We start from the raw sequence: 24,114 nt of genomic DNA, 5'->3' as shown, positions 1-24,114 counted from the left end.
TTTTTCGAATAACTAGGCTGTTTGTCCTTCAAGATAGGGCAGATCCAATTCTTTACCGTAACGTTGTTCTAAAGCTAGGCGGATCAAACGAGCTGCCAGGTTCTCATTTCTTGCAAGGATAGGTCCATGGAAATAAGAACCGAAGACATTTCGGTAAATGACACCTTCAGATTGGTCTTCACCATTATTTCCTTGACCTTGTACCACTTTCCCCAAAGGTCGTTCACCTTCACCTAAGAAAGTCCGACCATTGTGGTTTTCAAATCCATAATAAGTTTCATTGAATTCTTCGTTATGGATAACGATATCACCGATAAACCGGTTATTTTCCTGACTTAACGTGTAGTGATCCAGTGCACTGATTCCTTGGATCTTTTCTCCATTAGCTCCCATGTAGTAGTGACCTAGCAATTGGTAGCCACCACAAATGGCTAACATGACGCCATCATTTTCGATATAGTTGATCAAAGAATCTTTCTTTTTCTGGATGTCTTTTGAAATGATTAATTGCTCAAAGTCTTGACCACCGCCAAAGAAAACCAAGTCATATTTATCAGCATCAAAAGGTTCATGTATGCTAACGATCTCCGTATGGCAAGAAACCCCCATTTTTTCTGCTATATATTTCAACATCAAAAGGTTTCCGTTATCACCATATGTGTTCATCAAATTTCCATAAAGGTGGGCGATATTGAGTTCATAATTAGCCACGGTTCATTCCTCCTTTGATAAATCCTTGAGCAGCTAGTTCTTTACGAAGCTGCAATACAGCAGTGTAAGTAGCTAAAATATAGACATGCTCAGTTGGCAATTCTTTGATTTTTTCGATTACTTCTGGTAATTCTTTTGTTTCTGTCAATTTATTTTCTGGAATCCCGGCAACTTTTAGACGTAAAGTCATATCTGTATGACGGTCTCCTCCAGAAATAACAGCTGGGATATCCATATCGGCAAAGTTTTCAAAATTACCATCCCAAATCCAGCTGACATCGATTCCGTCTGCGTAATTGGCATTTAATAAAGCCACTAAAGAAAATGGATAAGGAGCTAGACCAATCATATCGATTACTTGATTGATACCTACAGGATTTTTGACAAGTACTAATGTACATTTTTTCCCATTGATATTGATGACTTCTTGTCGGCCGAACACTTTCTCGTCATATCCTAAACCTTGTTTGATTTTATCAGGATCGACATTGAAGTACTCTGCCACTGCAGTAGCTGCTAAAGCATTGTAGACATTATACATACCGCCAACTTCGATTCCGTATTCATGACCATCGATCACGAAATCTGCTGACACATTGTCCATCCGTACCATATCAGTTAATCGATAATCCAATTCAGGACGTTTGAAGTCACAATTTGGACAGTAATATTTCCCTAAGTTTGCATAAGTGATCATTTTATAATGCAAAATGTGATGACAATTTGGACATAAGACACCGTCTGTATTGTAATGAGCCATTTGTTCACGATCTTCTTCATGGTCAAAGCCATAATATTTTCTAGGATTGACTGTTTCGATAGAATTGAAGATTGGTGAATCACCGTTACTGATAATCGTTGCATTTGGTGACTTTGCGGCACCGTCTACAATCATTTTATAGGTCGTATAGATTTCTCCATACCGATCCATTTGATCACGGAAAATATTTGTAAATAAGAACAGTTCTGGTTTCATATATTCTGTGACTTTGCTCAAACTTGCTTCATCTATTTCTAGGACAGCAAACTTTTTCTGTCCTTTTTTTGGTTTTGCCTGCAAGAAAGTCGATACAATTCCCTGTACCATATTCGCACCAGTAGGGTTGGTTAGAACTTCATCGAATTGCTGGCGCAAAATATTGACTGTTAAAGCGGTAGTCAATGTTTTACCGTTTGTTCCGGTGACAACGACGACTTGGTAGTCTTTTGCCAAACTATCTAGTATATGTGGATCGACTTTCAGCGCTAGTTTACCTGGTAAACTTGATCCGCCTTTAAAAAAAGTTTTTAATGCCCATTGCGACGTTTTTCCAACTGCAATCGCAAAATGACTGCGTATTCCCATTATGTAACCTCCAAAAACGATTTGCTGACGAATAAATTCAACTAATCATACCATATGTTGAAAAAAAGGTTAAATTGCTTTTCTTATTCTTAAGAAAAGGTTACGGCTGAAAGTGCATGAAATCGGACAAAATCGCATGATTTAACAAAAAAGCAGCTTGAAACAAAATGATTGTTTCAAGCTGCTGTGATTTTATTATTCCCTCTTACCTATATTCCCATTTTAACCGATAATAATTTTCTCGCTTGGATATTCATAGCCTAGATCTCGTGTTTCTTTTGGTACGAATAACATCAATGTATATAGCATTCCGATCCGCCCAATAAACATCAGTGCAGCAATCGTGATTTTGCCCACAACAGACAAGTCTCCGGTAATCCCTAAAGATAAACCAGTTGTTCCAAACGCAGAAGTTACTTCGATGATGATCGAGATCAGCGTTTGTTCTTCTGTAGCAGATAAAAAAACGATACAAAAGAAACACATACCAAGAGAAAGCATAAAGACAACGACTGATTTTCGCACATCATCTTGATCGATTCTCCGTCCAAAAATATTGATGTTATCTTCACTTTTGAGGAAGGAATATAGATACAAACCGATGATTGCTACAGTAGTTGTTCGAATCCCGCCGCCTACAGAACTAGGACTGCATCCGATAAACATCAGTAAAGAAAAAATGATCAGTGTCGTGATTTGAAAATCACCCAAATCGTGAATCTGCAGACCAGCATTACGAGTCGTAATCGAATAAAACATCGAATTGATCCATTTGACACTCATATTGGAATCTTGGAATAAATGGTCCTTTTCCAATAGATAAATCAAGACAGTTCCCGAAACAAACAAGATAACAAAAGCTAACACAGCTAATTTGGTAAACAAGGAAAAACGAAACGGAAGCTTCGCATTGGAACGTTTGTATAATAGCCATTCCCGGCACTCCATCAATACAGGAAAACCAATTCCTCCGACAAAAATCAAAAACATGATCAGGATCAAGAAAAAATAGTCATGTGCAAAGGGCTTGATGGAATCCCCAGTGACGTCAAACCCAGAGTTCGTGACAGCCGATATCGCCTGATAAAAACCGTAAAAAACGGCATCACGCCAACGATCAAAATAGCCTCTGTAATAAAAATAAATAGAAAAGAATGTCCCAAAAAGTAATTGAAACCAGATTAAAATAGCAAAAGTGATCCGAATCAGTCGGACGATACCAGACAAACGCGGTTGATTCATATCCGTCATGATCAGCTGTCGCTGTTTCAGTGTGATCCGTCGTTTAGAAAAAATGACAAAAGCAGTAGAAATCATCATGATCCCCAAACCACCAACTTGAAATAATATTTCCAGCAGTATAATACCGTTATCATTGAACACAGAATTGATATCAAAAGTCGATAGTCCAGTCACACTCACTGTACTGATTGCCATGAACAGCATGTCCACAAAAGAAACATGGCTATCTGGTTCGCGAAAAATCGGCATATAAAATAGAACGAGTGATAAGACCGTCATCAATATATAATTTCGTTTGTCAAATTAAGTTAGACAAATCATCTTTTGTGACGTAACTCAAAAATACTTCCATTGGTGTCCGATAGTGTAATGATTTTCTAGGAATATGATTTCGTTTCGATGCCACCGATTGGATAAAGGTTTCAGATACACCATTAAAATCCATAGCTTTATACAAACCATCTTTACGTAATAAGCCATTTGAATGTTCATTCAATCCTCGTTGAGAAGGTGTTCCTGGATCCGCAAAATAAATTGAAATATCGTTGGTATTACTAATCTTTTTCCAATTTGAGAATTCTTTTCCACAATCAAATGTGATGGATTTAAATAAGTTTTTTGGGACACAACGAAACCATTGATTCAGCCTATTTTCAATGTCTTTAGCCTGTCTGCCTTCGGGTTTCAAGGTAATGATGACTTTAGATAGCCGTTCAACTAATGTGATGACCGCGCTTTTATGTTTTCCACCCACGATAGTGTCACCTTCCAGGTGACCAAATTCATGATCAAACTGGGTATAGTCTGTCTTTCTGTCTCGGATTGACCGGCGAAACCCTTGTTTTCCTCTTTTTTCTTTATGACCGTTTGGTTTTCTTTTTCCCTTCATTGGTAAATCGTGAGTGTCAAAGGTTTTATCTTTAAACATTCGATACAGTGTGCGTACCGAACAAGCAATAGGAAACTCTGCTCGACCAATAAGGACATCAGGAGCCCACCCTTGAACAACCTTTTTTTGAATGTATTCCTGTTGCTCATCAGGTAAAACAATCGGATGTCTTCCGCAGTTACGTTTGTTTTTCTTATATTGTTTATAGTAGCTCATTGCGCTTCCACCAGATTTAAGAAAACGATAGACCTTATAAATAGTTTGTCGAGAACGTTGTAACAGATTGGCTACTTTTGAAACAGGTTGTGATTGATTGAAATAAGCTTCTATCATTACGAGTTCAGTTGGTGTAAGATGGTTATAGGTCATTTGTACTCACTCCTTATAATTCTTTCGTCGGAACTATTTTGAGTGTAGCACAAATGACTTTTTTTAGTTGTCTAGCTTAATTTTACAATCGGCGTAATAAAAAACGATGATTTGGATCGATGAGAAATGATTGGCAGCAAACTTCTGTCCTCGCCGCTGCAGCCTTCGAAAGAATAAATCAACATGCACAGTACTATCCTCCTGACAATAGTCGTTTCTACCAGTATACAAGGGGAATTAGGAATACTCAAAGAAATTATTAAACAGATAACAATACAGCTTTCGATTAAAATAGAAATGGCTTATAATAAGGCAAATCCTAGAAAAAAGAAGGAGGAGGAATAACAAATTGATTAATGCTCAACAAATCGTAGAGAAAATGAAAAATCAAAAAATAAATTATGATACAGTTCTGAAAAAAATGATCATGCAATGGGAGAAAGAAGAAGTAAAGCCTAAGATATTAATACATACATGCTGTGCTCCTTGCAGTACGCACACATTGGAATTCATGTCTCAATATGCAGAGATCACGTTATTTTTTTCAAATTCGAATATTCATCCTAAAAGTGAGTATTTGCGAAGATTACATGAACAAAAACGATTTGTAGACCAATTTAATGAGAAAACTGACCATCATGTTGCGCTAATCGTTGATGAATACCGTCCAAATGAATTCACCAAAATGGTTTTAACAAACCATCTTGAAAACGAAAAAGAAGGTGGTGCTCGCTGCAGTGCATGCTTCAATATGCGATTAGATCTTGTTGCGCAAAAAGCGCAAGAACTAGGATACGATTACTTTGGAAGTGCCCTGACCATCTCGCCAAAGAAAAATGCAGCTTTGATCAATCAGATCGGAATGGATATCCAAAAGATTTACGGGACACAATACTTGCCAAGTGATTTCAAGAAAAACAAAGGCTATGAACGCTCTTTGCAAATGTGCAAAGAGTATGATATTTATCGCCAATGTTATTGTGGTTGCGTGTTCGCTGCCAAGCAGCAAGGATGCGATCTGAAAGAAATCAATCGGGAAGCAAAAGCTTACTTAAAAACATCAACCGTAGTTTTTGAGGAAAATTAAAGAAATCTTTCGGAAAAACGTAAGAAAAAAATAAAGAATTTATGGTAGAAATAAGGTAGACTGTATAATTTGTCCGTAGTAAAGTAAGGAAACAAGAATAAATTTCAATGAAGGAAGAGATAAGATGCGAAAAGTAGCACCTATTTTGAAGCCAATCGCTGTATTAACAATCTCGACGATTGTCGCGACTACTACAGGTATTGTGAATAGTTCCAGCTACCGTGCACCAAGTTCAAGTTCTAGTACTGTAGAAGAAACAACACCAACTACTTCAGTCTCGACATCTGAACCAACAACAACGGAAAGTTTGAATGAAACCACTACGACAAGTACATGGGACGATACAACAACTAGTTCGTCGTATGATGAGACATATACAACTGACAGCTCAAGCGAAACAAGTAATACGGTACCAGATGGCACTCCATCGGATTCAACCAATCCAAGTACAAGTCCGGATACAAGTGCTAGCTCCGAAACGATACCAAGCAGTACGACTGTAGATGATAACACGCAAAATGATGATGCAGCACGTACAGCACAGCAAAACCAAGATTCAGGAAATACCCAAACGTATAACCAGCAAGCAGGTGATTCTCAATGACATTTTTACTAGACCTTATCAACGGGGTGCATAAATTCCTTGGCTATTTAGACATCAGTCCTAAATATCTTAACCGTGGATATACGATTTTAAGTGTGATTCCCACGCTTTATTTATTGAGAATTGTTTATGGACTTTGGCAAAACCAAAACTATCTTCAATTTTTCTTATATGGACTTGCATTTCTAGTGCTTGTTTATTTTACTGTTTTAAATGTATTTTATTACTTTTTAGATAAAAACACGAAAGCCGATGTCACTCAGCTTTTTGTGAAGTATTTACCTGATGAAGCGTTCAACATCCAGACAGAAGAATCGATAGATAATGGAAATTCGATCGATAAAGTGAATACACAAGAGGTCATGGTTTCTTATGACGAAGATTATCAATTAAAATTAGCCGAGAATATGCGGTATTTGATTGGAAATGGTGAGATCAAAACAAATGAACTCGGTCGCATGGATGGATTTCTGGTCGATAGAAATACATTGTATCCTTATTACTATGTCAAGAAAACAGGAGAGAAAGAGTATGTTCTAAATATTGGACGAAGCTACTCGGACATGGAAAAAGTAGGGACCATTCGACTTGACTCAACAGAAGACACATTGGAACCTGTCGGATTGTTCATCGTCGGCGGTGATTTTGTCAAAGACGGGTTACGCTATCATGAGCCTTATCGTCTGAAATTGATTGCAAAAAAGGCACAGTCGCAGGAAGAACCAGTGGTTTATAGTCGTAGCCAAAGAAGAAGACATTCATAATGTGATGAAACGCCGTGTATCAGTGGTTGCGATAAAAACGTTTATTCGGAATAAGGGGGATGTGACACGTCTTTTGTCACGTTCCTTTTTTATATAACGAGAAAGATAAGACGAACACATCACTTATTCTTTCCTTTCATTTATAAACATTGTAGAATAAAGAAAGTACAACGAAGTATTGTGAAAAAACGTAATAAATAACGAGGAAAATACAAGTAGGAGGTAAGCTGTGAAAGAATTTTTGAAAAATTGGGGGATTTTGATCCTTGTATTAGCGGCTATTTTATTAGCTAGAGTGTACGTGTTTACACCAGTTACTGTAAACGGGCATTCGATGGACCCTACATTAAGTGATGGACAACGATTGATTTCATCTAAGATCTCAAACTATGAACGAATGGATATTATTACTACAAAGGAACCGGGGGATGAAGAACGGATGATTGTTAAACGGATCATCGGTATGCCTGGAGATACAGTCAAGATGGAAAATGACCAGTTGACCATTAATGGCAAAAAGTATGATGAACCTTATCTGGATGAGTTCAAAAAAGAATTTTCAGAAGATAAGTTACAAGGAGAATATGCTTATAGCTCAGGATTCCAAGCACAAGCAGAAAGTTCATCCACCTTTACGAGTGACTTTGAATATACTGTGCCAAAAGGAAAGTATCTTGTTCTAGGCGATAACCGCTTGATTTCAAAAGACAGCCGAATGTTTGGGTTAGTCGACAAAGATATGATCCAAGGAAAAGTTGTTTTCCGTTATTGGCCTCTTTCAGAAATTAAAATCATGTGATGAAAAAATAAAAAGAAGCTGTGACATGTTTTTTGTCACAGCTTCTTTTTCCGAAAATTCCTTCTTATTTCTTGGAGTTGCTCACTTTTTTTGCAATCTCATTTTAAGCTTTTTGGCTGATGGATAAGAAAAGCGAAGCGTTTTTGTTCATAAATAGCTTTTCCCCACGATGGAAGGTATGACTAGTAGCAGAGACAAAGCCCGTTTTTTCCAATCGATTATTCAATTCTTCTTGGCTAAAGCCATTATGGACTTTCGGATGACTAATTTGTTCATTCTTGTCAAAGTCTACGATGATCAATTGACCGCCAGGAGCTAAAATTTCATAAAGTTTTGTAAGAATATTCTCCGTATCAGGAATGTGTAAAAGTACAAGTGATAGAAGGATGAGATTAGCTTGGACAGCAGGAAATTCGACAGAAGCATCAGCGTGGATCGTTCGGACATTTTTCAGATCTGCTGCTTGGATCTTTTCTTCTGCCATTTTCAGCATAGTTTCTGAAGCATCGGCAATGATCAGTTCTTTGAATCTTTCCGCAAGCGGTAAACTAACAAGCCCAGTTCCGCCTCCGTAATCCAGCAGGACTTTTTGGTGGCTGTCGCGCGGTAGATAAGTAGTTAGTTCTTCGCGAATAATCTTGGCTAATGCTTGACGGTCAGGGGAATCATAATGGTTAGCGATGGAATCAAAAATATTTTTTGTCATCAAATAGCTCCTTACGTAAAACTTTGAAATTTTAACTTATTATAGCACGTGAAAAGAAAGAAAGCATGCTATACTCAATTCAAAAAGGGAGAATCTAGAAAGAATATGCCGATATCGTTTGTAAAAGATAGAGAGGAAAAAGGAAAGTGTGTCCGAGAAATATTACTAGACTTGCCTGAGTGGTTTGGGCTTCCTGAATCAACGGAAAAATATATCGAGGAATCAAGTAAACTACCTTTATGGTGTGAAAAAAGAAAAGAAGAATATTTAGGCTTTATCGCTCTTTCACAGACAAGTGAAGATACTGCCGAAATCTATTGTATGGGAATAAAAAAAGACTATCATCACCAAGGATTAGGAACAAAACTTTTTAAAGAAGCAGAAGGTTACGCAGCAAAACATTACAAATATTTGCAAGTGAAGACTGTAGACGAGGGGCACTACTCTATATATGATCAAACTATTTGTTTCTACGAATCATTAGGATTTTCAAGGTTGGAAGTTTTTCCAAATTTATGGGATGAATGGAACCCATGTTTAGTTCTTGTCAAAAAATTGGAACAAAAGTGAGCAATAGATTTAATACTAATCTGTGCTTGATGAAAATTCTCACTGTAAAAAATGCTGAAAATCAAGTATAATACCATAGGAACAAACTGGAAGGTGAAAAAGAGCATGGCACAACTATTTTTTAAGTATGGCGCAATGAATAGCGGCAAGACGATCGAGATCCTAAAAGTCGCACATAATTATGAAGAACAAAATAAGCCAGTTGTCTTAATGACAAGCGGTATTGATACAAGAGATGGTTTAGGCGTTGTTTCAAGCCGAATCGGACTGAAACGTAATGCGATGCCGATATTTGAAGAAACAGACGTATTTGACGTAATTCAGAAAATGGAAAGCAAACCCTATTGTGTGCTGATCGATGAAGCGCAATTCTTAAAAAAGAAACATGTCATTGCTTTTACGAGAATTGTGGACGAATTGGATATTCCGGTTATGGCATTTGGTTTGAAAAATGATTTTCGAAACGAGTTATTTGAAGGATCAAAATATTTATTGCTTTATGCAGACAAAATCGAAGAAATGAAAACAATCTGTTGGTTCTGCCACAAAAAAGCAATCATGAATTTACATTATATTGATGGAAACCCTGTTTATGAAGGCGATCAAGTGCAAATTGGCGGAAATGAAGCTTATTACCCCGTTTGTCGAAAACATTACTTTCACCCATCAATGATTACAGAAGGAGAATAAGCATGTACGATCAATTACAAGCAATTGAAGACCGTTATGAAGAGCTTGGAGAACTTTTAAGTGACCCAGAAGTGATTTCTGATACAAAGCGTTTTATGCAGCTTTCAAAAGAAGAAGCAAACACGCGCGAAACAGTCGAAGTTTATCGTCGTTATAAAGAAGTAGTACAAGGAATCACCGATACAGAAGAACTGCTTGGTGAAAAACTGGATGATGAAATGGCTGAACTAGCAAAAGAAGAATTATCTGAATTAAAAAAAGAAAAAGAAGTCTTAGAAGAAAAAATCAAGATCTTGCTTTTACCAAAAGATCCAAATGACGATAAAAATATCATCATGGAAATCCGTGGAGCAGCAGGCGGAGACGAAGCAGCATTATTCGCTGGCGATCTTTTCAATATGTACCAAAAGTATGCTGAAGCACAAGGCTGGAAAACAGAAGTGATGGAAGCTAACGTTACCGGAATCGGTGGATATAAAGAAGTGATCATGATGATCACCGGAGACAACGTATATTCGAAATTAAAATATGAAAGTGGTGCGCACCGCGTCCAGCGTGTTCCTTCAACTGAATCGCAAGGGCGTATCCATACTTCCACCGCAACAGTTGTCGTGATGCCAGAAGCTGAAGAAGTAGAGATCGATATTGAAGACAAAGATATCCGTACAGATATCTATCATGCTTCAGGTGCTGGCGGACAGCACGTCAATAAAACAGCATCTGCTGTACGTTTGACTCACTTACCAACAGGGATCGTTGTTGCTATGCAAGATGAACGTTCTCAAATCAAGAACCGTGAAAAAGCAATGAAAATCTTGCGTGCTCGTGTGTACGATAAGATCCAGCAAGAAGCACAAAGCGAGTATGATGCCAATCGAAAATCAGCAGTCGGAACTGGGGATCGTTCAGAACGGATCCGGACGTATAATTTCCCGCAAAATCGTGTGACTGATCATCGTATCGGATTAACTATCCAAAAATTAGATCAGATTTTAGCAGGGAAATTAGATGAGATCGTTGATGCATTGATCATGTATGATCAAACATCAAAACTGGAAGCTATGCAAAATGGGTAAAATGACCTATCGAGAAGTCCTGTCACGGGCTTCTTCTTTTTTAGAGGATCATGGGAAAGAAGCATATAGTATCCAATTTTTATTTTTGGAACGAAAACAATGGAAAAAACTTGATTGGCTCCTTCATATGAACGAAGAGATTTCAGAAGAAGAACAGCGGTTGATCGAAACCGATCTGCGACTTCTGCTTGCAGATCATCCACCTCAGTATTTGCTAGGATATGCAGATTTTTATGATCATCGGTTAAAGGTAACTGAAGCAACACTGATCCCTCGACCAGAAACAGAGGAGTTAGTCGAATGGTGTTTAGACGAGACGCCTGGTGTACCGTTAGAAGTGATAGATATTGGGACAGGGACTGGAGCAATTGCTATTAGTTTGAAAGCAGCAAGAAAAAATTGGCATGTATCTGCTGTGGATCTTTCAGAAGAAGCATTAGAAGTAGCGAAAGAAAATGCTCAGAAAGAAGGAACGAAAATCAGTTTTTATCATGGAGATACATTAGGACCAGTAATGGATCAGCAATTTGATGTGATTATTTCTAATCCGCCGTACATCAGTCGGAATGAATGGGAACTGATGGATGAAAGTGTCCGGTCATTCGAACCTAAAATGGCCCTTTTTGCTGAGAACGATGGATTAGCTATTTATGAAAAAATAGCAGTTGAAGCACCAAGCGTACTAAAATCAAATGGAAAGATTTTTTTAGAAATCGGATTTCGCCAAGGTGAAGCAGTAAAAAAAATATTTCAGCAAGCATTTCCAGATAAAAAAGTGGCGATAAAAAAGGATCTTTTTGGCAATGAACGAATGATCCAAGTTTATGGTTGAAGTTGTGGATGAAAAATTTTTTATTTGTTTTTTTATTATAAAAAAACACTTATTTGACAAGGATGTAAACGACTTTTTGGTTTATCAACAAGTTTATCCACTATTGACAAATAGATTATCCACAAACAGTGGAAAACTTGAGGATAAACTCAGACAAAATAAGAATGTATGAAAAAGGGGTTGTGGATAAACTGTGGAAACGAAACGATATGATGAAACAGAATTGCAAGAGGCAGCCGAAGCACTGAAAGAAGGAGAACTTGTTGCTTTTCCTACCGAAACAGTATACGGATTGGGCGCCAACGCTCTTTTACCAAACGCTGTCAAGAAAGTGTTTTCTGTAAAAGGGAGACCGCAAGATAATCCATTAATCGTCCATGTCGCCTCTTTTGAACAAGTAAAAGAGTATGTGGACAACTTTCATCCGGCAGCAGAGAAGATTGTGAAGAACTTCTGGCCTGGACCATTAACTTTGATATTTAAGATCAAAAAAGACACTTTGCCCTCAGTTGTGACGGGAGGATTATCCACAGCTGCATTTCGTATGCCGGATAACAAAAAAACACTAGAAGTAATCGAACTTTCCGGTGTTCCGCTTGTCGGTCCAAGTGCAAATACGTCGGGAAAACCAAGTCCAACGACTGCAGATCATGTATATCATGATCTACAAGGAAAAATTACCGGGATTATTGATGATGGAGCTACGCGAATTGGTGTAGAATCCACTGTTCTTGATTTAAGTGATCCAACAGCCATGCCTATGATTTTACGACCAGGTGCAGTAACGAAAGAACAAATCGAAGCAGTCATCGAATCTCCTGTTGCTATTGATCAGCATCTTGTAAAAGAAAATGAAACACCAAAAGCCCCTGGGATGAAATACAAACACTACTCACCCGATACACGTGTTCTGATGGTCAGAGATGGCGATTGGTCAACTGCAGTTCAATGGGCAAAAAATAAGAAGATCCGTGCAGGTGTCATAGCAAGCCCCGAAATTGCGGATCAAGTGCGGACAGATACTGCAGCTGTTTATATGTATAACGACAACTCAGTAGAAGCGGCGGCTAAAGGATTGTTTGCAGGTCTAAGAGGATTAGATGAACCAACACTTGGATTAGATTTGATTTTTGTACAAGTGTATCCAGAAACTGGATTGGGGAATGCTTATATGAATCGCTTGAAAAAAGCAGCAGGACAAAATTATTTTGAAAAATGATCAATTGGTTATTGTCGCATTCTTTTAGTATGATACAATGCTATCAAGTAAATCTTCTATCAGTGAACGAAAAACTAAGCGTAACTAATCGTAATAGAAGAGATACGAATATTTGGCAATTTGTTTTTGATGGGAAAAATAAAATTGTAGGAAAATAAAAAGGAGCTGTTGTTTGTGGTAGATTACAAAACGTTTGACCCTGATCTTTGGGCTGCGATCGCCAAAGAAGAAGAAAGACAAGAACATAATTTGGAGCTGATTGCCTCTGAAAACTTTGTCTCCGAAGCAGTGATGGCTGCACAAGGAAGTATCTTGACAAATAAATACGCAGAAGGTTATCCAGGGCATCGCTATTATGGTGGGTGTGAATTTGTCGATATCGTTGAAAATTTAGCGATTGACCGTGCAAAAGAATTATTCGGAGCGAAATTTGCGAACGTCCAGCCTCACTCCGGCTCTCAAGCCAACACGGCTGCTTATCTCGCTTTGGTAGAACCAGGGGACACGATCTTAGGAATGGATCTTTCCGCAGGCGGACATCTAACACATGGATCACCAGTCAACTTCAGTGGCAAAACCTATCACTTTGTTGCTTACGGTGTTGATCCGACAACAGAAGTTATTGATTATAATGTGGTACGTATTTTAGCTAGAAAACATCAACCAAAATTGATCGTAGCAGGTGCCAGTGCTTACGGACGAACGATCGACTTTGCGAAATTCAGAGAAATCGCAGATGAAGTAGGCGCAAAACTGATGGTAGATATGGCACATATCGCAGGATTAGTAGCAGCAGGACTTCATCCTAATCCAGTTCCTTATGCAGATATCACAACGACTACCACTCATAAAACATTGCGTGGCCCTCGAGGCGGCATGATTTTGACAAACGATGAAGCATTAGCAAAAAAAATAAATAGTGCGGTATTTCCTGGTATTCAAGGCGGCCCTCTAGAGCATGTGATTGCGGGTAAAGCAGTAGCATTCAAAGAAGCATTAGATCCTGCATTTAAAGAATATAGTGAACAAATCATCGCCAATGCAAAAGCAATGGTCAAAGTTTTCAATCAAGCAATTGGAACCAGAGTCATTTCAGGGGCGACAGATAATCATCTGATGTTGATCGATGTTCGCGAGTTAGGTATAAATGGAAAAGAAGCAGAGAGCATTTTGGACAGTGTGAATATCACTGTAAATAAAAACTCGATTCCTTTTGAAACACTAAGTCCATTCAAAACAAGCGGTATTCGAATCGGCACGCCAGCAATCACTACTCGCGGGTTCAAAGAAGAAGATGCTGTAAAAGTGGCTGAACTAGTTGTCAAAGCATTACAAGCAAAAGATGATAACGCTCAACTAGACGAAGTCAAAACAGGTGTACGCGAATTAACTGAAAAATTTCCGTTGCATAAAAAATAAAAATTTAAATTCCATTAGTAAACAGAAAAGTTCAATGTTGGGCTTTTCTGTTTATTTTTTGGGAAAACGGATTCTTTGACAATATCGGTGATGCTCTCTAGTATATGAGGTGTAATTTTAGTCTTCACACTAAATCTCAGGGAGGAAAAGTCATGACTGATCGTATCTCGTTAGAAAAGGAAGCAGTAGCATTCAGTGATGCAAATGCGCCTCATCCGCGTATCTATGAACTAGCACCGGAAGAAGGAAGAGCTTTACTAGAAGAAGTACAAGAATCACCTGTGAACAAATATTCCGTCGATATTGAAGACTTGATGGTGGATACTGGCGAATGGGGAAAACTCAATATTCGTCTCGTACGACCAGAAGGGAATATGGATAAATTACCAGTTATTTTTTATATTCATGGAGCAGGCTGGGTTTTTGGCAGTGCTCAAACCCATGATAAATTGATCAGAGAACTTGCGGTTCGTACGAATTCCGTCGTTGTCTTTCCAGAATATAGTCGATCACCAGAAGCAAAATATCCAACAGCAATTGAACAAAATTATGCTGTGTTGCAACAGCTGAATAAATTAGCCAAGTCAAAAAATCTGGATCTCGAGAATCTAATCGTTGCAGGAGATTCAGTAGGTGGTAACATGGCTACAGTCATGACGATCTTAACAAAAGAACGAAAGGGCCTCCCAATATCCAAGCAATTGCTGTATTATCCAGTCACAAACGCTGATTTTGATACAGATTCCTATCATGAATTCGGAGAAAACTATTTTTTGACAAGAGAAGGAATGATGTGGTTTTGGGACCAATATACGACGAATGAAGAAGAGCGTGCTGAAATCACAGCTTCGCCTTTGAGAGCAAATATAAATGAACTAAATGATCTTCCTTCAGCAATGATTTTAACGGGAGAAGCGGATGTATTAAGAGATGAAGGTGAGGCTTATGCGCGCAAACTTCGTGATGCAGGGGTTCCTGTTACACAAGTACGCTTCCAAGGAATCATCCATGATTTTGTCATGGTAAATGCTATGGATCAAACAAAGGCAACGCGTGCAGCAATGGTATTATCTACTTCTTGGATCAAGAAAAAAGAATAAGCTTTGCTTGTCCGCAGGAAAACTTCTTTTCAAAAACGGATTTTCTTAGGAAAAATGGCGAGTTTGACTAGTCAATCACTTGATTTTGTTTTACAATTAAAAAGAAACGACAGAACAAAGGAGAGCTTAAAAAATGGGCAAATTTCAAGTGATCGATCATCCATTGATTCAACACAAACTAACTATTATTCGGGACAAAAACTGCGGAACAAAGGTTTTTCGTGAAGTAGTCGATGAAATCGCTATGTTGATGGCATATGAAGTATCACGGGATATGCCATTGGAAGACATCGTGATCGAAACACCGATCACTGAAACAACACAAAAAACGTTGTCTGGTAAAAAAGTAGCGATTATTCCAATCTTGCGCGCAGGTATTGGAATGGTTGACGGTATCTTGGAATTGATTCCAGCTGCTAAAGTGGGACATATCGGTCTTTATCGAGATGAAGAAACATTGGAACCACATGAATATTTCGTCAAACTTCCAGAAGACATTGATGCACGTCAGTTGTTTGTAGTAGATCCAATGTTGGCAACAGGCGGATCAGCAATCATGGCAATCGATGCATTGAAAGAACGTGGCGCGTCGAACATTAAATTTGTTTGTTTGGTAGCAGCACCTGAGGGAGTAAAAGCTTTGCAAGAAGCGCATCCTGATATTGACATCTATACAGCTTCTCTAGATGAAAAATTGAATGAACATGGTTATATCGTTCCTGGACTAGGGGATGCGGGTGACCGTTTGTTTGGTACAAAATAAGTAAATACGAAAAAGGGTGTGACACAACTTTTGTCACATCCTTTTTTGGTCATTTTTAACGTTTGATGCAGAACAGCTTTTTCACAGCTTTCGTTTGCATATAAAAAAACCATCCCAAAAATGCAGAGATGGTCAAATTCAAATCTTTTTTAGTTCTTTGTAGTTAACGATTACTACACCCTTACTTTGCGTCATCAAGTTCGCATTTTCTGCAGTTTCATCAATCTCAACAACAGCGGAATTTTTCAATTGCTTTGAAATCGTTCCAGTTTGCGACTTGCCGTGAATTGTGAACATTACGTGAGTATTGATCTTGAATTTTTCACCAATTTCCGATGGTACGATAGTTGTATCAAATTTTCCAAAAGTTGCCATTTTCATAAAACCTGCCTTTCACATCAATTATACCACGTTTTATGAAAAATATCATGAAATTAAACTAATTTTCCATCGGACTCTTTACAATCAGCCAAATAGAGTATATAATTTCTCTTGGATAAGGCCAGCTTAGCTCAGTTGGTAGAGCAACGCACTCGTAACGCGTAGGTCGTAGGTTCGATCCCTATAGCTGGCATAAAGCAAAAGACAGATACCCTGGTCGGGTATCTGTCTTTTTTATTTATGTCTGTGTGATTTAAAAATCATTAAAAATAGCGTATACTTTGTTTATAGAATGTAGTGGGGAGAAATATATTTCTGGGAGGAAATTGTGATGTCTAAAAGTGAAGAAATAGAAAACATGGTACTAAAATTATATGATCTCGTTTTAAATCCAGAGATCAATGAAAAGGAACGTATACTTCTGATAGAAGCAAAAACAGGCTTAGAAAAAGGTCAGTATTATCCTAAAGTCATGAATAATTTGGAACATAGTTTACGTCCGTTAGCAATCAAGGGGGAATTGTCTAAACCAGTCTCACCGTTTTATATGGAGATATCAACAATAGGAAAATTTGAAAAAGAATTAGGTCGAGGAATGGCTTCGGCACCGATTACTTTTGGGCATTTATAAAAAGATTTGTATCAATCAAAAGTTTTCTACTAATTCAATTGTAGTTTTTTCAAATAACGCTAGGTTCAAATGATTCTATTCATTCCCAAAGTTAAATGGATTTATCTTAACTTTGGGGAATTTTTTGCTACAAATTTTCATAAACTGGCAGATGTTCTAAGTAAGCAAGTATCTTTTCAAAGTCGGAAAAATCTATGATCAACGTAGTGGTATTGATATTTGGATGAAAGCCTACGGTATCTTGACGATCAATAGCAGCATCGATCACGACTTGGATTTGTTTCTCTTTGTCGTGCATCAATGCTAATGGAGTCACTGTACCTGCTGGAACGCCTAGGAGGTCAGGAAGCTGTTCTTCAGAAACAAAAGATAAGCGCTTTTCTTTTAATTGTTCAGCTAGTTCTTTTAAATCGGCATGCTTTTCATCAGGCAAGATGACAAGATAGATTTGTTTTCCTTTTCTTGATTTCAATAATAGATTTTTTACTTGCGGACCAGGTAGGGAAAAAGGGACATTTTTGACTGACGTAATCGCAGGATGATCGACTTTTTGAAAAGAGATACCCAGTTTTTTTAGTAGTTCATAAGCTTCTTGTTCGGTTGCACGACTCATCGCGCATCACCCTCCTTTTTTTATTAGTGTATCATAAAAAAGAGTTGACAAATGAAAAATAATCATGTAAATTACACGTAAAGTTAAAACAAATGACATCGAAAAGAAGAGTAGCCGTTAGGTGTTTTTAGAGAGTCTCTGGTTGGTGGAAAGAGGCAGCAGTTAACCGTGAAACACATCTTGGAGTCGATTTTCTGAAGCGTATAGTAGGAAAATCCGGGGAGCCCGTTACAGCTGCGGTCGTTGCTAGATGACCAGATAAGGCTGGCTTTTCCGTGAGGAGCCGGTAAAAAAAGGTGGAACCACGTGATTAACGTCCTTTGATCTTCGGATCAAAGGACTTTTTGTTTTCATCTGAACGGCAACGACTGTGTGAGGTTTTTTCTGCAAGGAAAAAATAAACAGAGGTGGAACCACGTATAATACGTCCTCTTGGCATTTGCCAAGAGGATTTTTTTATTTTAAAGGAGGAAAAGAAGATGGAGTATTTGATTGAAGTTATGCCGCAATTATTAGTAGGAGCACTCACAACATTGAAATTATTTTTATTTACCTTGATTGGCTCATTACCATTAGGGATTGTTTTAGCATTAGGATTGTCTTTGCATTTTAAGCCGCTACGCTACTTGCTTCAAACATATGTGTGGGTTATGCGGGGAACACCGCTGTTGTTGCAACTGATTTTTATTTTTTATGGGTTGCCGACGATTGGGATCGTTTTTGATCGTTTCGAAGCAGCACTCATTGCCTTTATCTTAAACTATGCAGCTTATTTTGCAGAGATCTTTCGTGGAGGGATACAATCGATTCCTCAAGGTCAATATGAAGCAGCGCAAGTTTTGCAATTAAGTCCCTTTCAAACGGTGACGAAAATCGTCATCCCACAAGTGACAAAGATTGTTTTACCTTCTGTAGGGAATGAAGTTATCAACTTGGTCAAAGATTCTTCCTTGATCTATATATTAGGTTTAGGTGACGTAATGCGTGCTGGGAAAATCGCGATGGAACGCGACGCGACTTTACTGCCTTTGCTAGGCGTGGCAATCATCTATCTTACATTGACTGGTATTCTAACAATCGTAATGAAACAAGTTGAAGGAAAATTAAATTATTACCGCTAACTGATAGGAGGAAGAAATATGATTGAATTGAAGAAAGTGAACAAAGCATTTGGTGAAAAAAAAATAATCAAAGATTTGAATCTAATCATTCCAGATGGGAAAACATTAGCTATCGTAGGGCCTTCCGGTGGCGGTAAAACCACGCTTTTACGTATCTTGGCTGGCTTAGAAAGTTCTGACAGCGGAGAATTTTATTTAGATGGTGTACCGTTCAACCCATTCGAGCTTAAAATGAAAGAACAAGTTGTAGGAGTCGTATTCCAAGACTTCCAGCTATTTCCACATCTGAATATTTTTGAAAACATTACCTTAGCACCAAAAATGGTATTGAAACAGACAAAAGAAGAATACACCAAAAAAGCAGAAGAATTAGCGGCTTTATTAGGGATTAGTGATTTATTGAATAACTATCCTTATCAGCTTTCTGGCGGACAAAAACAGCGGGTAGCGATTGCCAGAGCATTGGCTATGAATCCACGGGTATTGGCTTATGATGAACCAACAAGTGCTTTAGATCCTGAATTACGCCAGCAAGTCGAGCGTTTGATCCTATCATTGAAAGAAGATGGGGTAACCCAAATTATTGTCACCCATGATTTAGTATTTGCAGAAAATGTCGGTGATCAATTACTAAAAGTTTCCCCAATTCATTAAGAAAGGAGAAGATAGAGATGAAAAAAACCAGTTTTCTATTCGCTTTGATCGCAGGTCTTCTTCTTTTTGCAGGCTGTTCGAACAAAAAAACTTCAGCAGATAATTGGGCGACTATCAACGAAGAGAAAAAAATCGTTATAGGTTTAGACGATACATTTGTTCCTATGGGATTTAGAGATAAAGACGGGAAGCTCACAGGATTTGATATTGATTTAGCCAAAGCAGTCTTTGAACAATATGGGATTACGGTAGACTTTCAGCCCATTGACTGGTCAATGAAGGAATTTGAACTGAACAATGGAACGATCGATTTGATATGGAACGGCTATTCCAAAACGCCGGCAAGAGAAAAGAAAGTGCAATTTACAAAACCTTATATGGAAAACGATCAAGTGCTGATCACACCTAAAGAATCAGGAATCACAAACTTTGGACAAATGAATAATAAGAGATTAGGTGCGCAAAATGGGTCATCTGGTTATGATGTATTTACGAAACAACCAGAAGTATTAAAAGAGATAGTCAAAAACCAAGATGCTGTTTTGTATGATAGTTTTAATGAAGCATTGATCGATCTGAAAAGCAGACGGGTCGATGGTCTGCTGATGGATAAAGTATACGCAGACTATTATTTGAAACAAAGAAACGAACTAGAAGACTTCAACATAACAAAAGGTTCTTATGAAAGTGAGGATTTTGCAGTTGGTGCACGAAAGTCAGATAGTACATTAGTGAAAAAAATCAATGAAGCCCTAGATCAACTAGAGAAAACAGGTGAATTCCAAAAAATATCCGATAAATGGTTTGGCGAAGATGTTACGCCGAGAAATTAACGGCTCATTGTCAAATGGTGTTGTTTTAATTAAATCACCTTGAGGAAACGTTTCGGCGTTTCCTCTTTTTTTTGTTATTAAATAATCTCACAGAGATTTTGTTGGATCAAGACTCGCATACGCAGATGTCGAAACGTCCGAAAGCCAAACGCGATGCGTTTAATGACCTTGATTAAATTGTTTTTCCCTTCCAATTTGCCGTTAGAATAGGGATATTTCAAAGCATTGATGATGCCTTTTTTATATTTGTTTAACGAAAGAATCGCTTTTTTAAATCCTTTATCCAATGATACTGGTAATGTGTCGATCAACTCGAAGAAGGCAGTAAAATCTTTTGTTTCCAAAGCAGCCAACAATTCCTGATAGACTTCATAACTTTCACGTAAGTGCTTATCGATTGAGAGCAGATAGTCTAGGACCTCTGATTCGGTCACGTATTTCCGTTGGAAAAGCGGAAATTGTCGAAGAGAAGTATAGTTGATTTTTGTTTCTTTCTTCAAGATCGTTCGCCAGTATTTTTTTAATTTACGATAATCTTTCATTGCTTTAGGATTGTTTTTCTTTAACTGGTTCATGGTTTGGATTCGTTGCTTATTGAAGGCACGAGTCAATTGTTGGACTATGTGGAACCGGTCGATCGATACACAGGCATTCGGAAAAAGAGCTCGTGTCACTACGTGATAAGAAGCATTCATATCCATTACGATATGAGTCACATTTTGCCTTGCTTTTAGGGTGAAGCGTTGGAAATAGGCGGTTAATTTAAAGTTTCTCCGATCATCTAAAATATCAAAAATCATTCCAGTGTCGGCATCACTGAGAATAAAGCACATCGCGCCTTCACAATCTTTGGTTCCTTTGAATTCATCAATCATCAAATGTTTCGGTAAGTAAGCAGGTTTTAACTGTGGTTCTTCAAAGAAAGAGTCTAGTACGCGTTCGACCGTTTTGGTCGATACAAAGTATCGAGCCGCAATATCTTTCATGGAGATCTTCTTCTTTAAATCAATAGCGATCGCAAATTTCAATGGTTGCGAAAGATAGCAGTTTTCAGCGACATAATCAGTTTTGGCTGTAAATGTGTGTCGACAATGTTTACAATAAAAGCGCTGCTTGAATAAACGAAGATAAGAAGGAACTTCTTGATAAGGAATCAGCTGGATCAAGCTCTCTTTATACGAATGATAAATCACTGTTTCAAAGCCGCACAGTTCGCAGTGGTGCGGTTTATAAGTCAATATTCCCGTAAAGACATTGGCCATTCGGCCATGGACCCGTTCTTTGGTCAGCGCATCTTTGGGAAAAGCGATGTTTGAATCTTTGATATTTAACAATTCTTTGATCATTTGGTCTGTATTTTCATCTTTTATTTTGATATTCTTAGGTAAAGACATTTGGATTCTCCTTCTATAAGTGGTTCAGCGACTTAATTATAGAGGAATCAAATGTCTTTTTGTTATAAAAAAATATTTGGTGTCCTTACTCGATTTGAGTAACAACACCAAATATCATAGAACCAAATTAACAAATAGGGGACTGTGACAAAAGACGTGTCACAGTCCCTTTTTCCGAATAAACAGTGTTCTCCTGCCAACTCCTTGTGACTCGGAGCTGAATGGCAGGCTCACAACCTCTTGGTAAACGGTGTTCAAAAGCCAGTTTCTCGGTATTAAGCCAAATTTATGCAAAAATGTAGAAAGCCATTTTCACAAAATTTTTCTTACTACTCGAAACTAAGCGACTTTTTCACAACCTCTTTCTTAAACGGTGTTCAATCAGCTGACTCTCGGTATTAGCTCAAAAAACGGCAAAATATGAGGAACTATTTTGCCGTTTGTTTCTCTAATACTCAGGTCAAAGTGCTGATTTCACAACCTCTTGGTAAACGGTGTTCAAAAGCTTGCATCTGCGGTAATAAATCCAGCCAAGTAAAAACATAAGAAGCTGTTTTTATTTGGCTGTTCTTATTACTTGATGCAGGGCAGCTTTTTCACAACCTCTTATACACGGTGTTCCAGAAGTAGCTTCTTCGAAAAATAAGCCGAAATTTTACAAAACTTTGAGAAGCAATTTTCGTACATTACTTCTTGTTTCTTGAAGCTGACCACTTCTGTCACAACCTCCTTTACATAATTTTATTTTGTTGTGGAAGGGGTTTCGTGTTATTCTAAAAGAGGAACGATTGAAGGTTATAGGAAAGGAAGAGATGAATGGAACACAAAGAACTTACCTCATTTCCAAAAGATTTTCTGTGGGGCTCTGCTTCTGCAGCGTATCAAGTAGAAGGAGCTTGGCAAGAAGATGGGAAAGGAGAATCAGTCTGGGATCGATTTGTACGGATACCTGGAAAGACATTTAAAGGAACGAACGGTGATTTGGCAGTAGACCACTATCATCGTTATAAAGAAGATATTGCTTTAATGAAAGAACAAGGTCTGAAAGCTTACCGATTCTCTGTAGCTTGGACACGGATTTTTCCTAATGGACGAGGAGAAGTCAATCAAGCTGGGCTCGCTTTTTATGAGAGATTGATCGACGAATTGATTGAAAACGATATCGAACCTATGTTGACTTTATATCATTGGGATCTTCCACAAGCATTGCAAGATGAATATAATGGTTGGGAATCACGTCAGATCATTGAAGATTTCACTCATTATGCAGAAACATTATTTGAGGCATTCCGCGGGAAAGTCCATTACTGGATTAGTTTGAATGAACAAAATATCTTCACTTCATTAGGTTATTTGTTAGCAGCACATCCGCCAGGTGTGACAGACCCGAAACGAATGTATGAAGTTAACCATATTGCTAATTTAGCAAATGCATCTGTCATCAATAAATTTCACGAGTTAGAAATGCCTGGAAAAATCGGACCAAGCTTTGCGTATACGCCAAATTATCCAATTGACAGTAATCCTGAAAATGTTCTGGCTGCTGAAAATGCAGAAGACCTGATGGCCAATTATTGGATGGATGTCTATATGTGGGGAAAATATCCGATTGCTGCCATGAGGTTCTTAGAAGAAAAAGGATGGGCACCAACGATTGAAGCTGGCGATGCAGAATTGCTAGAATCTGCTAAACCAGATTTTCTTGGGATCAATTACTATCAAACGGCGACGAATGCATTCAATCCATTAAACGGAGTTGGTGCAGGAAAAATGAATACGACAGGAAAAAAAGGTTCATCAGAAGAAACTGGAGTTCCTGGAATGTATAAAAAAGTTGAGAATCCATTTGTCGAACGAACAAATTGGGACTGGGAGATTGACCCAGAAGGATTAAGGATCGGACTGCGTCGTATCACAAGCCGTTACCGCATGCCGGTACTGATTACGGAAAATGGCTTAGGAGAGTATGACAAGTTGACAGAAGATAAACAAATCCATGACGACTATCGAATCAATTACTTACAAAGCCACGTCAAAGCCATCAAAGAAGCAATTTCGGATGGAGCAGAAGTCCTAGGCTATTGCACCTGGTCTTATACAGATTTGCTTAGCTGGCTGAACGGTTATCAAAAGCGATATGGATTTGTATATGTTGATCAAGATGAAACACAAGAAGGATCTTTGGAACGATATAAGAAAGACAGTTATTACTGGTACCAAAAACTGATTGAAGAAAATGGAGAGAACCTTTAGTTCACATACTTAAAACAAGAAGGTACGGCTGGATATGGCCGTGCCTTTT

The 24,114-nt window shown here is 38.1% G+C and carries 27 protein-coding genes, 1 tRNA gene, 1 pseudogene and 1 other annotated feature; of the genes and pseudogenes, 20 read left to right on the top strand and 9 right to left on the bottom strand.

Annotated elements, in window-relative coordinates; genetic code table 11:
* Positions 1-12 precede the first annotated feature (12 nt).
* The 5 genes and pseudogenes from IGL70_RS10445 to IGL70_RS10425 all read right to left on the bottom strand — a co-directional run bounded on the left by IGL70_RS10445 (position 13) and on the right by IGL70_RS10425 (position 4,745).
* Positions 13-711 (bottom strand): type 1 glutamine amidotransferase, encoded by a 699-nt coding sequence (locus IGL70_RS10445; protein WP_002287245.1) that lies wholly within the window; start codon positions 709-711, stop codon positions 13-15.
* Positions 704-2,056 (bottom strand): Mur ligase family protein, encoded by a 1,353-nt coding sequence (locus tag IGL70_RS10440; protein ID WP_002287244.1) that lies wholly within the window; start codon positions 2,054-2,056, stop codon positions 704-706. The genes IGL70_RS10445 and IGL70_RS10440 overlap by 8 nt, the downstream gene beginning before the upstream one ends.
* A 222-nt stretch (positions 2,057-2,278) precedes the next feature.
* Positions 2,279-3,586: pseudogene (locus IGL70_RS10435) on the bottom strand (TrkH family potassium uptake protein); the annotation flags it as partial.
* 10 nt (positions 3,587-3,596) lie between these two features.
* Positions 3,597-4,556 (bottom strand): IS30 family transposase, encoded by a 960-nt coding sequence (locus IGL70_RS10430; protein ID WP_002303350.1) that lies wholly within the window; start codon positions 4,554-4,556, stop codon positions 3,597-3,599.
* A gap of 63 nt (positions 4,557-4,619) precedes the next feature.
* On the bottom strand, positions 4,620-4,745 hold the full coding sequence (locus IGL70_RS10425; protein ID WP_275887723.1) for a hypothetical protein: 126 nt from the start codon (positions 4,743-4,745) through the stop codon (positions 4,620-4,622).
* 160 nt (positions 4,746-4,905) lie between these two features.
* Between IGL70_RS10425 and IGL70_RS10420 the strand changes: the two genes are divergently transcribed.
* From IGL70_RS10420 to lepB, 4 genes are all read left to right on the top strand, one after another.
* Positions 4,906-5,643, top strand: a complete 738-nt coding sequence (locus IGL70_RS10420; protein ID WP_002287242.1) for an epoxyqueuosine reductase QueH — start codon at positions 4,906-4,908, stop codon at positions 5,641-5,643.
* 124 nt (positions 5,644-5,767) lie between these two features.
* Positions 5,768-6,247: a hypothetical protein gene (locus IGL70_RS10415; protein WP_002294107.1), complete on the top strand. Its 480-nt coding sequence runs from the start codon at positions 5,768-5,770 to the stop codon at positions 6,245-6,247.
* Positions 6,244-7,011, top strand: a complete 768-nt coding sequence (locus IGL70_RS10410) for a DUF6681 family protein (protein WP_002302142.1) — start codon at positions 6,244-6,246, stop codon at positions 7,009-7,011. Before IGL70_RS10415 ends, IGL70_RS10410 begins: the two co-directional genes overlap by 4 nt.
* Before the next feature lie 229 nt (positions 7,012-7,240).
* Positions 7,241-7,810 (top strand): signal peptidase I, encoded by a 570-nt coding sequence (gene lepB, locus IGL70_RS10405; protein ID WP_002294105.1) that lies wholly within the window; start codon positions 7,241-7,243, stop codon positions 7,808-7,810.
* Positions 7,811-7,913: 103 nt separating this feature from the next.
* Here lepB and IGL70_RS10400 read toward each other — a convergent pair whose 3' ends face one another.
* A complete protein-coding gene (locus IGL70_RS10400; RefSeq protein ID WP_002289673.1) occupies positions 7,914-8,516 on the bottom strand; it encodes a class I SAM-dependent methyltransferase in 603 nt (200 codons plus the stop codon).
* A 105-nt stretch (positions 8,517-8,621) separates the two neighbouring features.
* Between IGL70_RS10400 and IGL70_RS10395 the strand changes: the two genes are divergently transcribed.
* The 10 genes from IGL70_RS10395 to upp all read left to right on the top strand — a co-directional run bounded on the left by IGL70_RS10395 (position 8,622) and on the right by upp (position 16,185).
* Positions 8,622-9,086 (top strand): GNAT family N-acetyltransferase, encoded by a 465-nt coding sequence (locus tag IGL70_RS10395; RefSeq protein ID WP_240186782.1) that lies wholly within the window; start codon positions 8,622-8,624, stop codon positions 9,084-9,086.
* Between the two features lie 105 nt (positions 9,087-9,191).
* Positions 9,192-9,776: a thymidine kinase gene (locus IGL70_RS10390; protein ID WP_002289675.1), complete on the top strand. Its 585-nt coding sequence runs from the start codon at positions 9,192-9,194 to the stop codon at positions 9,774-9,776.
* Between the two features lie 2 nt (positions 9,777-9,778).
* Positions 9,779-10,852 carry a peptide chain release factor 1 gene (gene prfA, locus IGL70_RS10385; RefSeq protein ID WP_002289676.1) on the top strand — a complete coding sequence of 358 codons (1,074 nt, stop codon included), beginning with the start codon at positions 9,779-9,781 and terminating at the stop codon, positions 10,850-10,852.
* Positions 10,845-11,684: a peptide chain release factor N(5)-glutamine methyltransferase gene (prmC, locus tag IGL70_RS10380; RefSeq protein ID WP_002294103.1), complete on the top strand. Its 840-nt coding sequence runs from the start codon at positions 10,845-10,847 to the stop codon at positions 11,682-11,684. Before prfA ends, prmC begins: the two co-directional genes overlap by 8 nt.
* Entirely contained in the window at positions 11,677-11,856 is a 180-nt protein-coding gene (locus IGL70_RS10375) for a hypothetical protein (protein ID WP_002300130.1), read from the top strand. The genes prmC and IGL70_RS10375 overlap by 8 nt, the downstream gene beginning before the upstream one ends.
* 21 nt (positions 11,857-11,877) lie before the next feature.
* A complete protein-coding gene (locus IGL70_RS10370; protein ID WP_002318664.1) occupies positions 11,878-12,903 on the top strand; it encodes an L-threonylcarbamoyladenylate synthase in 1,026 nt (341 codons plus the stop codon).
* A 29-nt stretch (positions 12,904-12,932) separates the two neighbouring features.
* Positions 12,933-13,061 (top strand): hypothetical protein, encoded by a 129-nt coding sequence (locus IGL70_RS10365; RefSeq protein ID WP_002322641.1) that lies wholly within the window; start codon positions 12,933-12,935, stop codon positions 13,059-13,061.
* 16 nt (positions 13,062-13,077) lie between these two features.
* Positions 13,078-14,322, top strand: coding sequence for a serine hydroxymethyltransferase (glyA, locus tag IGL70_RS10360; RefSeq protein ID WP_002294099.1), 1,245 nt, complete (start codon positions 13,078-13,080; stop codon positions 14,320-14,322).
* 152 nt (positions 14,323-14,474) lie between these two features.
* On the top strand, positions 14,475-15,422 hold the full coding sequence (locus IGL70_RS10355) for an alpha/beta hydrolase (RefSeq protein ID WP_104873905.1): 948 nt from the start codon (positions 14,475-14,477) through the stop codon (positions 15,420-15,422).
* Positions 15,423-15,555: 133 nt separating this feature from the next.
* Positions 15,556-16,185: a uracil phosphoribosyltransferase gene (upp, locus tag IGL70_RS10350; protein ID WP_002294095.1), complete on the top strand. Its 630-nt coding sequence runs from the start codon at positions 15,556-15,558 to the stop codon at positions 16,183-16,185.
* Between the two features lie 138 nt (positions 16,186-16,323).
* On the opposite strand, the gene IGL70_RS10345 is transcribed toward upp, so the two are convergent.
* A complete protein-coding gene (locus IGL70_RS10345; protein WP_002294094.1) occupies positions 16,324-16,566 on the bottom strand; it encodes a hypothetical protein in 243 nt (80 codons plus the stop codon).
* Positions 16,567-16,686: 120 nt separating this feature from the next.
* On the opposite strand from IGL70_RS10345, the gene IGL70_RS10340 reads away from it, so the two are divergent.
* A tRNA-Thr gene (locus tag IGL70_RS10340) sits at positions 16,687-16,759 on the top strand.
* A gap of 138 nt (positions 16,760-16,897) precedes the next feature.
* Positions 16,898-17,197 carry a bacteriocin immunity protein gene (locus IGL70_RS10335; protein ID WP_061343876.1) on the top strand — a complete coding sequence of 100 codons (300 nt, stop codon included), beginning with the start codon at positions 16,898-16,900 and terminating at the stop codon, positions 17,195-17,197.
* A 127-nt stretch (positions 17,198-17,324) separates the two neighbouring features.
* On the opposite strand, the gene IGL70_RS10330 is transcribed toward IGL70_RS10335, so the two are convergent.
* Positions 17,325-17,810 (bottom strand): prolyl-tRNA synthetase associated domain-containing protein, encoded by a 486-nt coding sequence (locus IGL70_RS10330; RefSeq protein ID WP_002299691.1) that lies wholly within the window; start codon positions 17,808-17,810, stop codon positions 17,325-17,327.
* A gap of 89 nt (positions 17,811-17,899) precedes the next feature.
* Positions 17,900-18,134, top strand: a binding site (T-box leader).
* A gap of 155 nt (positions 18,135-18,289) precedes the next feature.
* Between IGL70_RS10330 and IGL70_RS10325 the strand changes: the two genes are divergently transcribed.
* From IGL70_RS10325 to IGL70_RS10315, 3 genes are read left to right on the top strand one after another with little or no spacing between them, the layout of a single operon-like run.
* Complete coding sequence (locus IGL70_RS10325) at positions 18,290-18,931, top strand: amino acid ABC transporter permease (protein WP_002289240.1); 642 nt, start codon at positions 18,290-18,292, stop codon at positions 18,929-18,931.
* An 18-nt stretch (positions 18,932-18,949) separates the two neighbouring features.
* Complete coding sequence (locus IGL70_RS10320) at positions 18,950-19,585, top strand: amino acid ABC transporter ATP-binding protein (protein ID WP_104873904.1); 636 nt, start codon at positions 18,950-18,952, stop codon at positions 19,583-19,585.
* A gap of 17 nt (positions 19,586-19,602) precedes the next feature.
* On the top strand, positions 19,603-20,418 hold the full coding sequence (locus IGL70_RS10315) for an amino acid ABC transporter substrate-binding protein (RefSeq protein ID WP_002289242.1): 816 nt from the start codon (positions 19,603-19,605) through the stop codon (positions 20,416-20,418).
* Positions 20,419-20,495: 77 nt separating this feature from the next.
* Here IGL70_RS10315 and IGL70_RS10310 read toward each other — a convergent pair whose 3' ends face one another.
* A complete protein-coding gene (locus IGL70_RS10310) occupies positions 20,496-21,812 on the bottom strand; it encodes an ISL3 family transposase (protein ID WP_104770650.1) in 1,317 nt (438 codons plus the stop codon).
* An 816-nt stretch (positions 21,813-22,628) separates the two neighbouring features.
* On the opposite strand from IGL70_RS10310, the gene IGL70_RS10305 reads away from it, so the two are divergent.
* Entirely contained in the window at positions 22,629-24,065 is a 1,437-nt protein-coding gene (locus IGL70_RS10305; RefSeq protein ID WP_002289243.1) for a glycoside hydrolase family 1 protein, read from the top strand.
* Positions 24,066-24,114: the final 49 nt, after the last annotated feature.

Origin of the sequence: Enterococcus sp. DIV0901a (assembly GCF_051711525.1) — a bacterium.
Classification (GTDB): Bacteria; Bacillota; Bacilli; order Lactobacillales; family Enterococcaceae; genus Enterococcus_B; species Enterococcus_B faecium.
The sequence above is the reverse complement of the archived record's forward strand: the minus strand, read 5'-3'. Positions and strand labels throughout refer to the sequence as shown.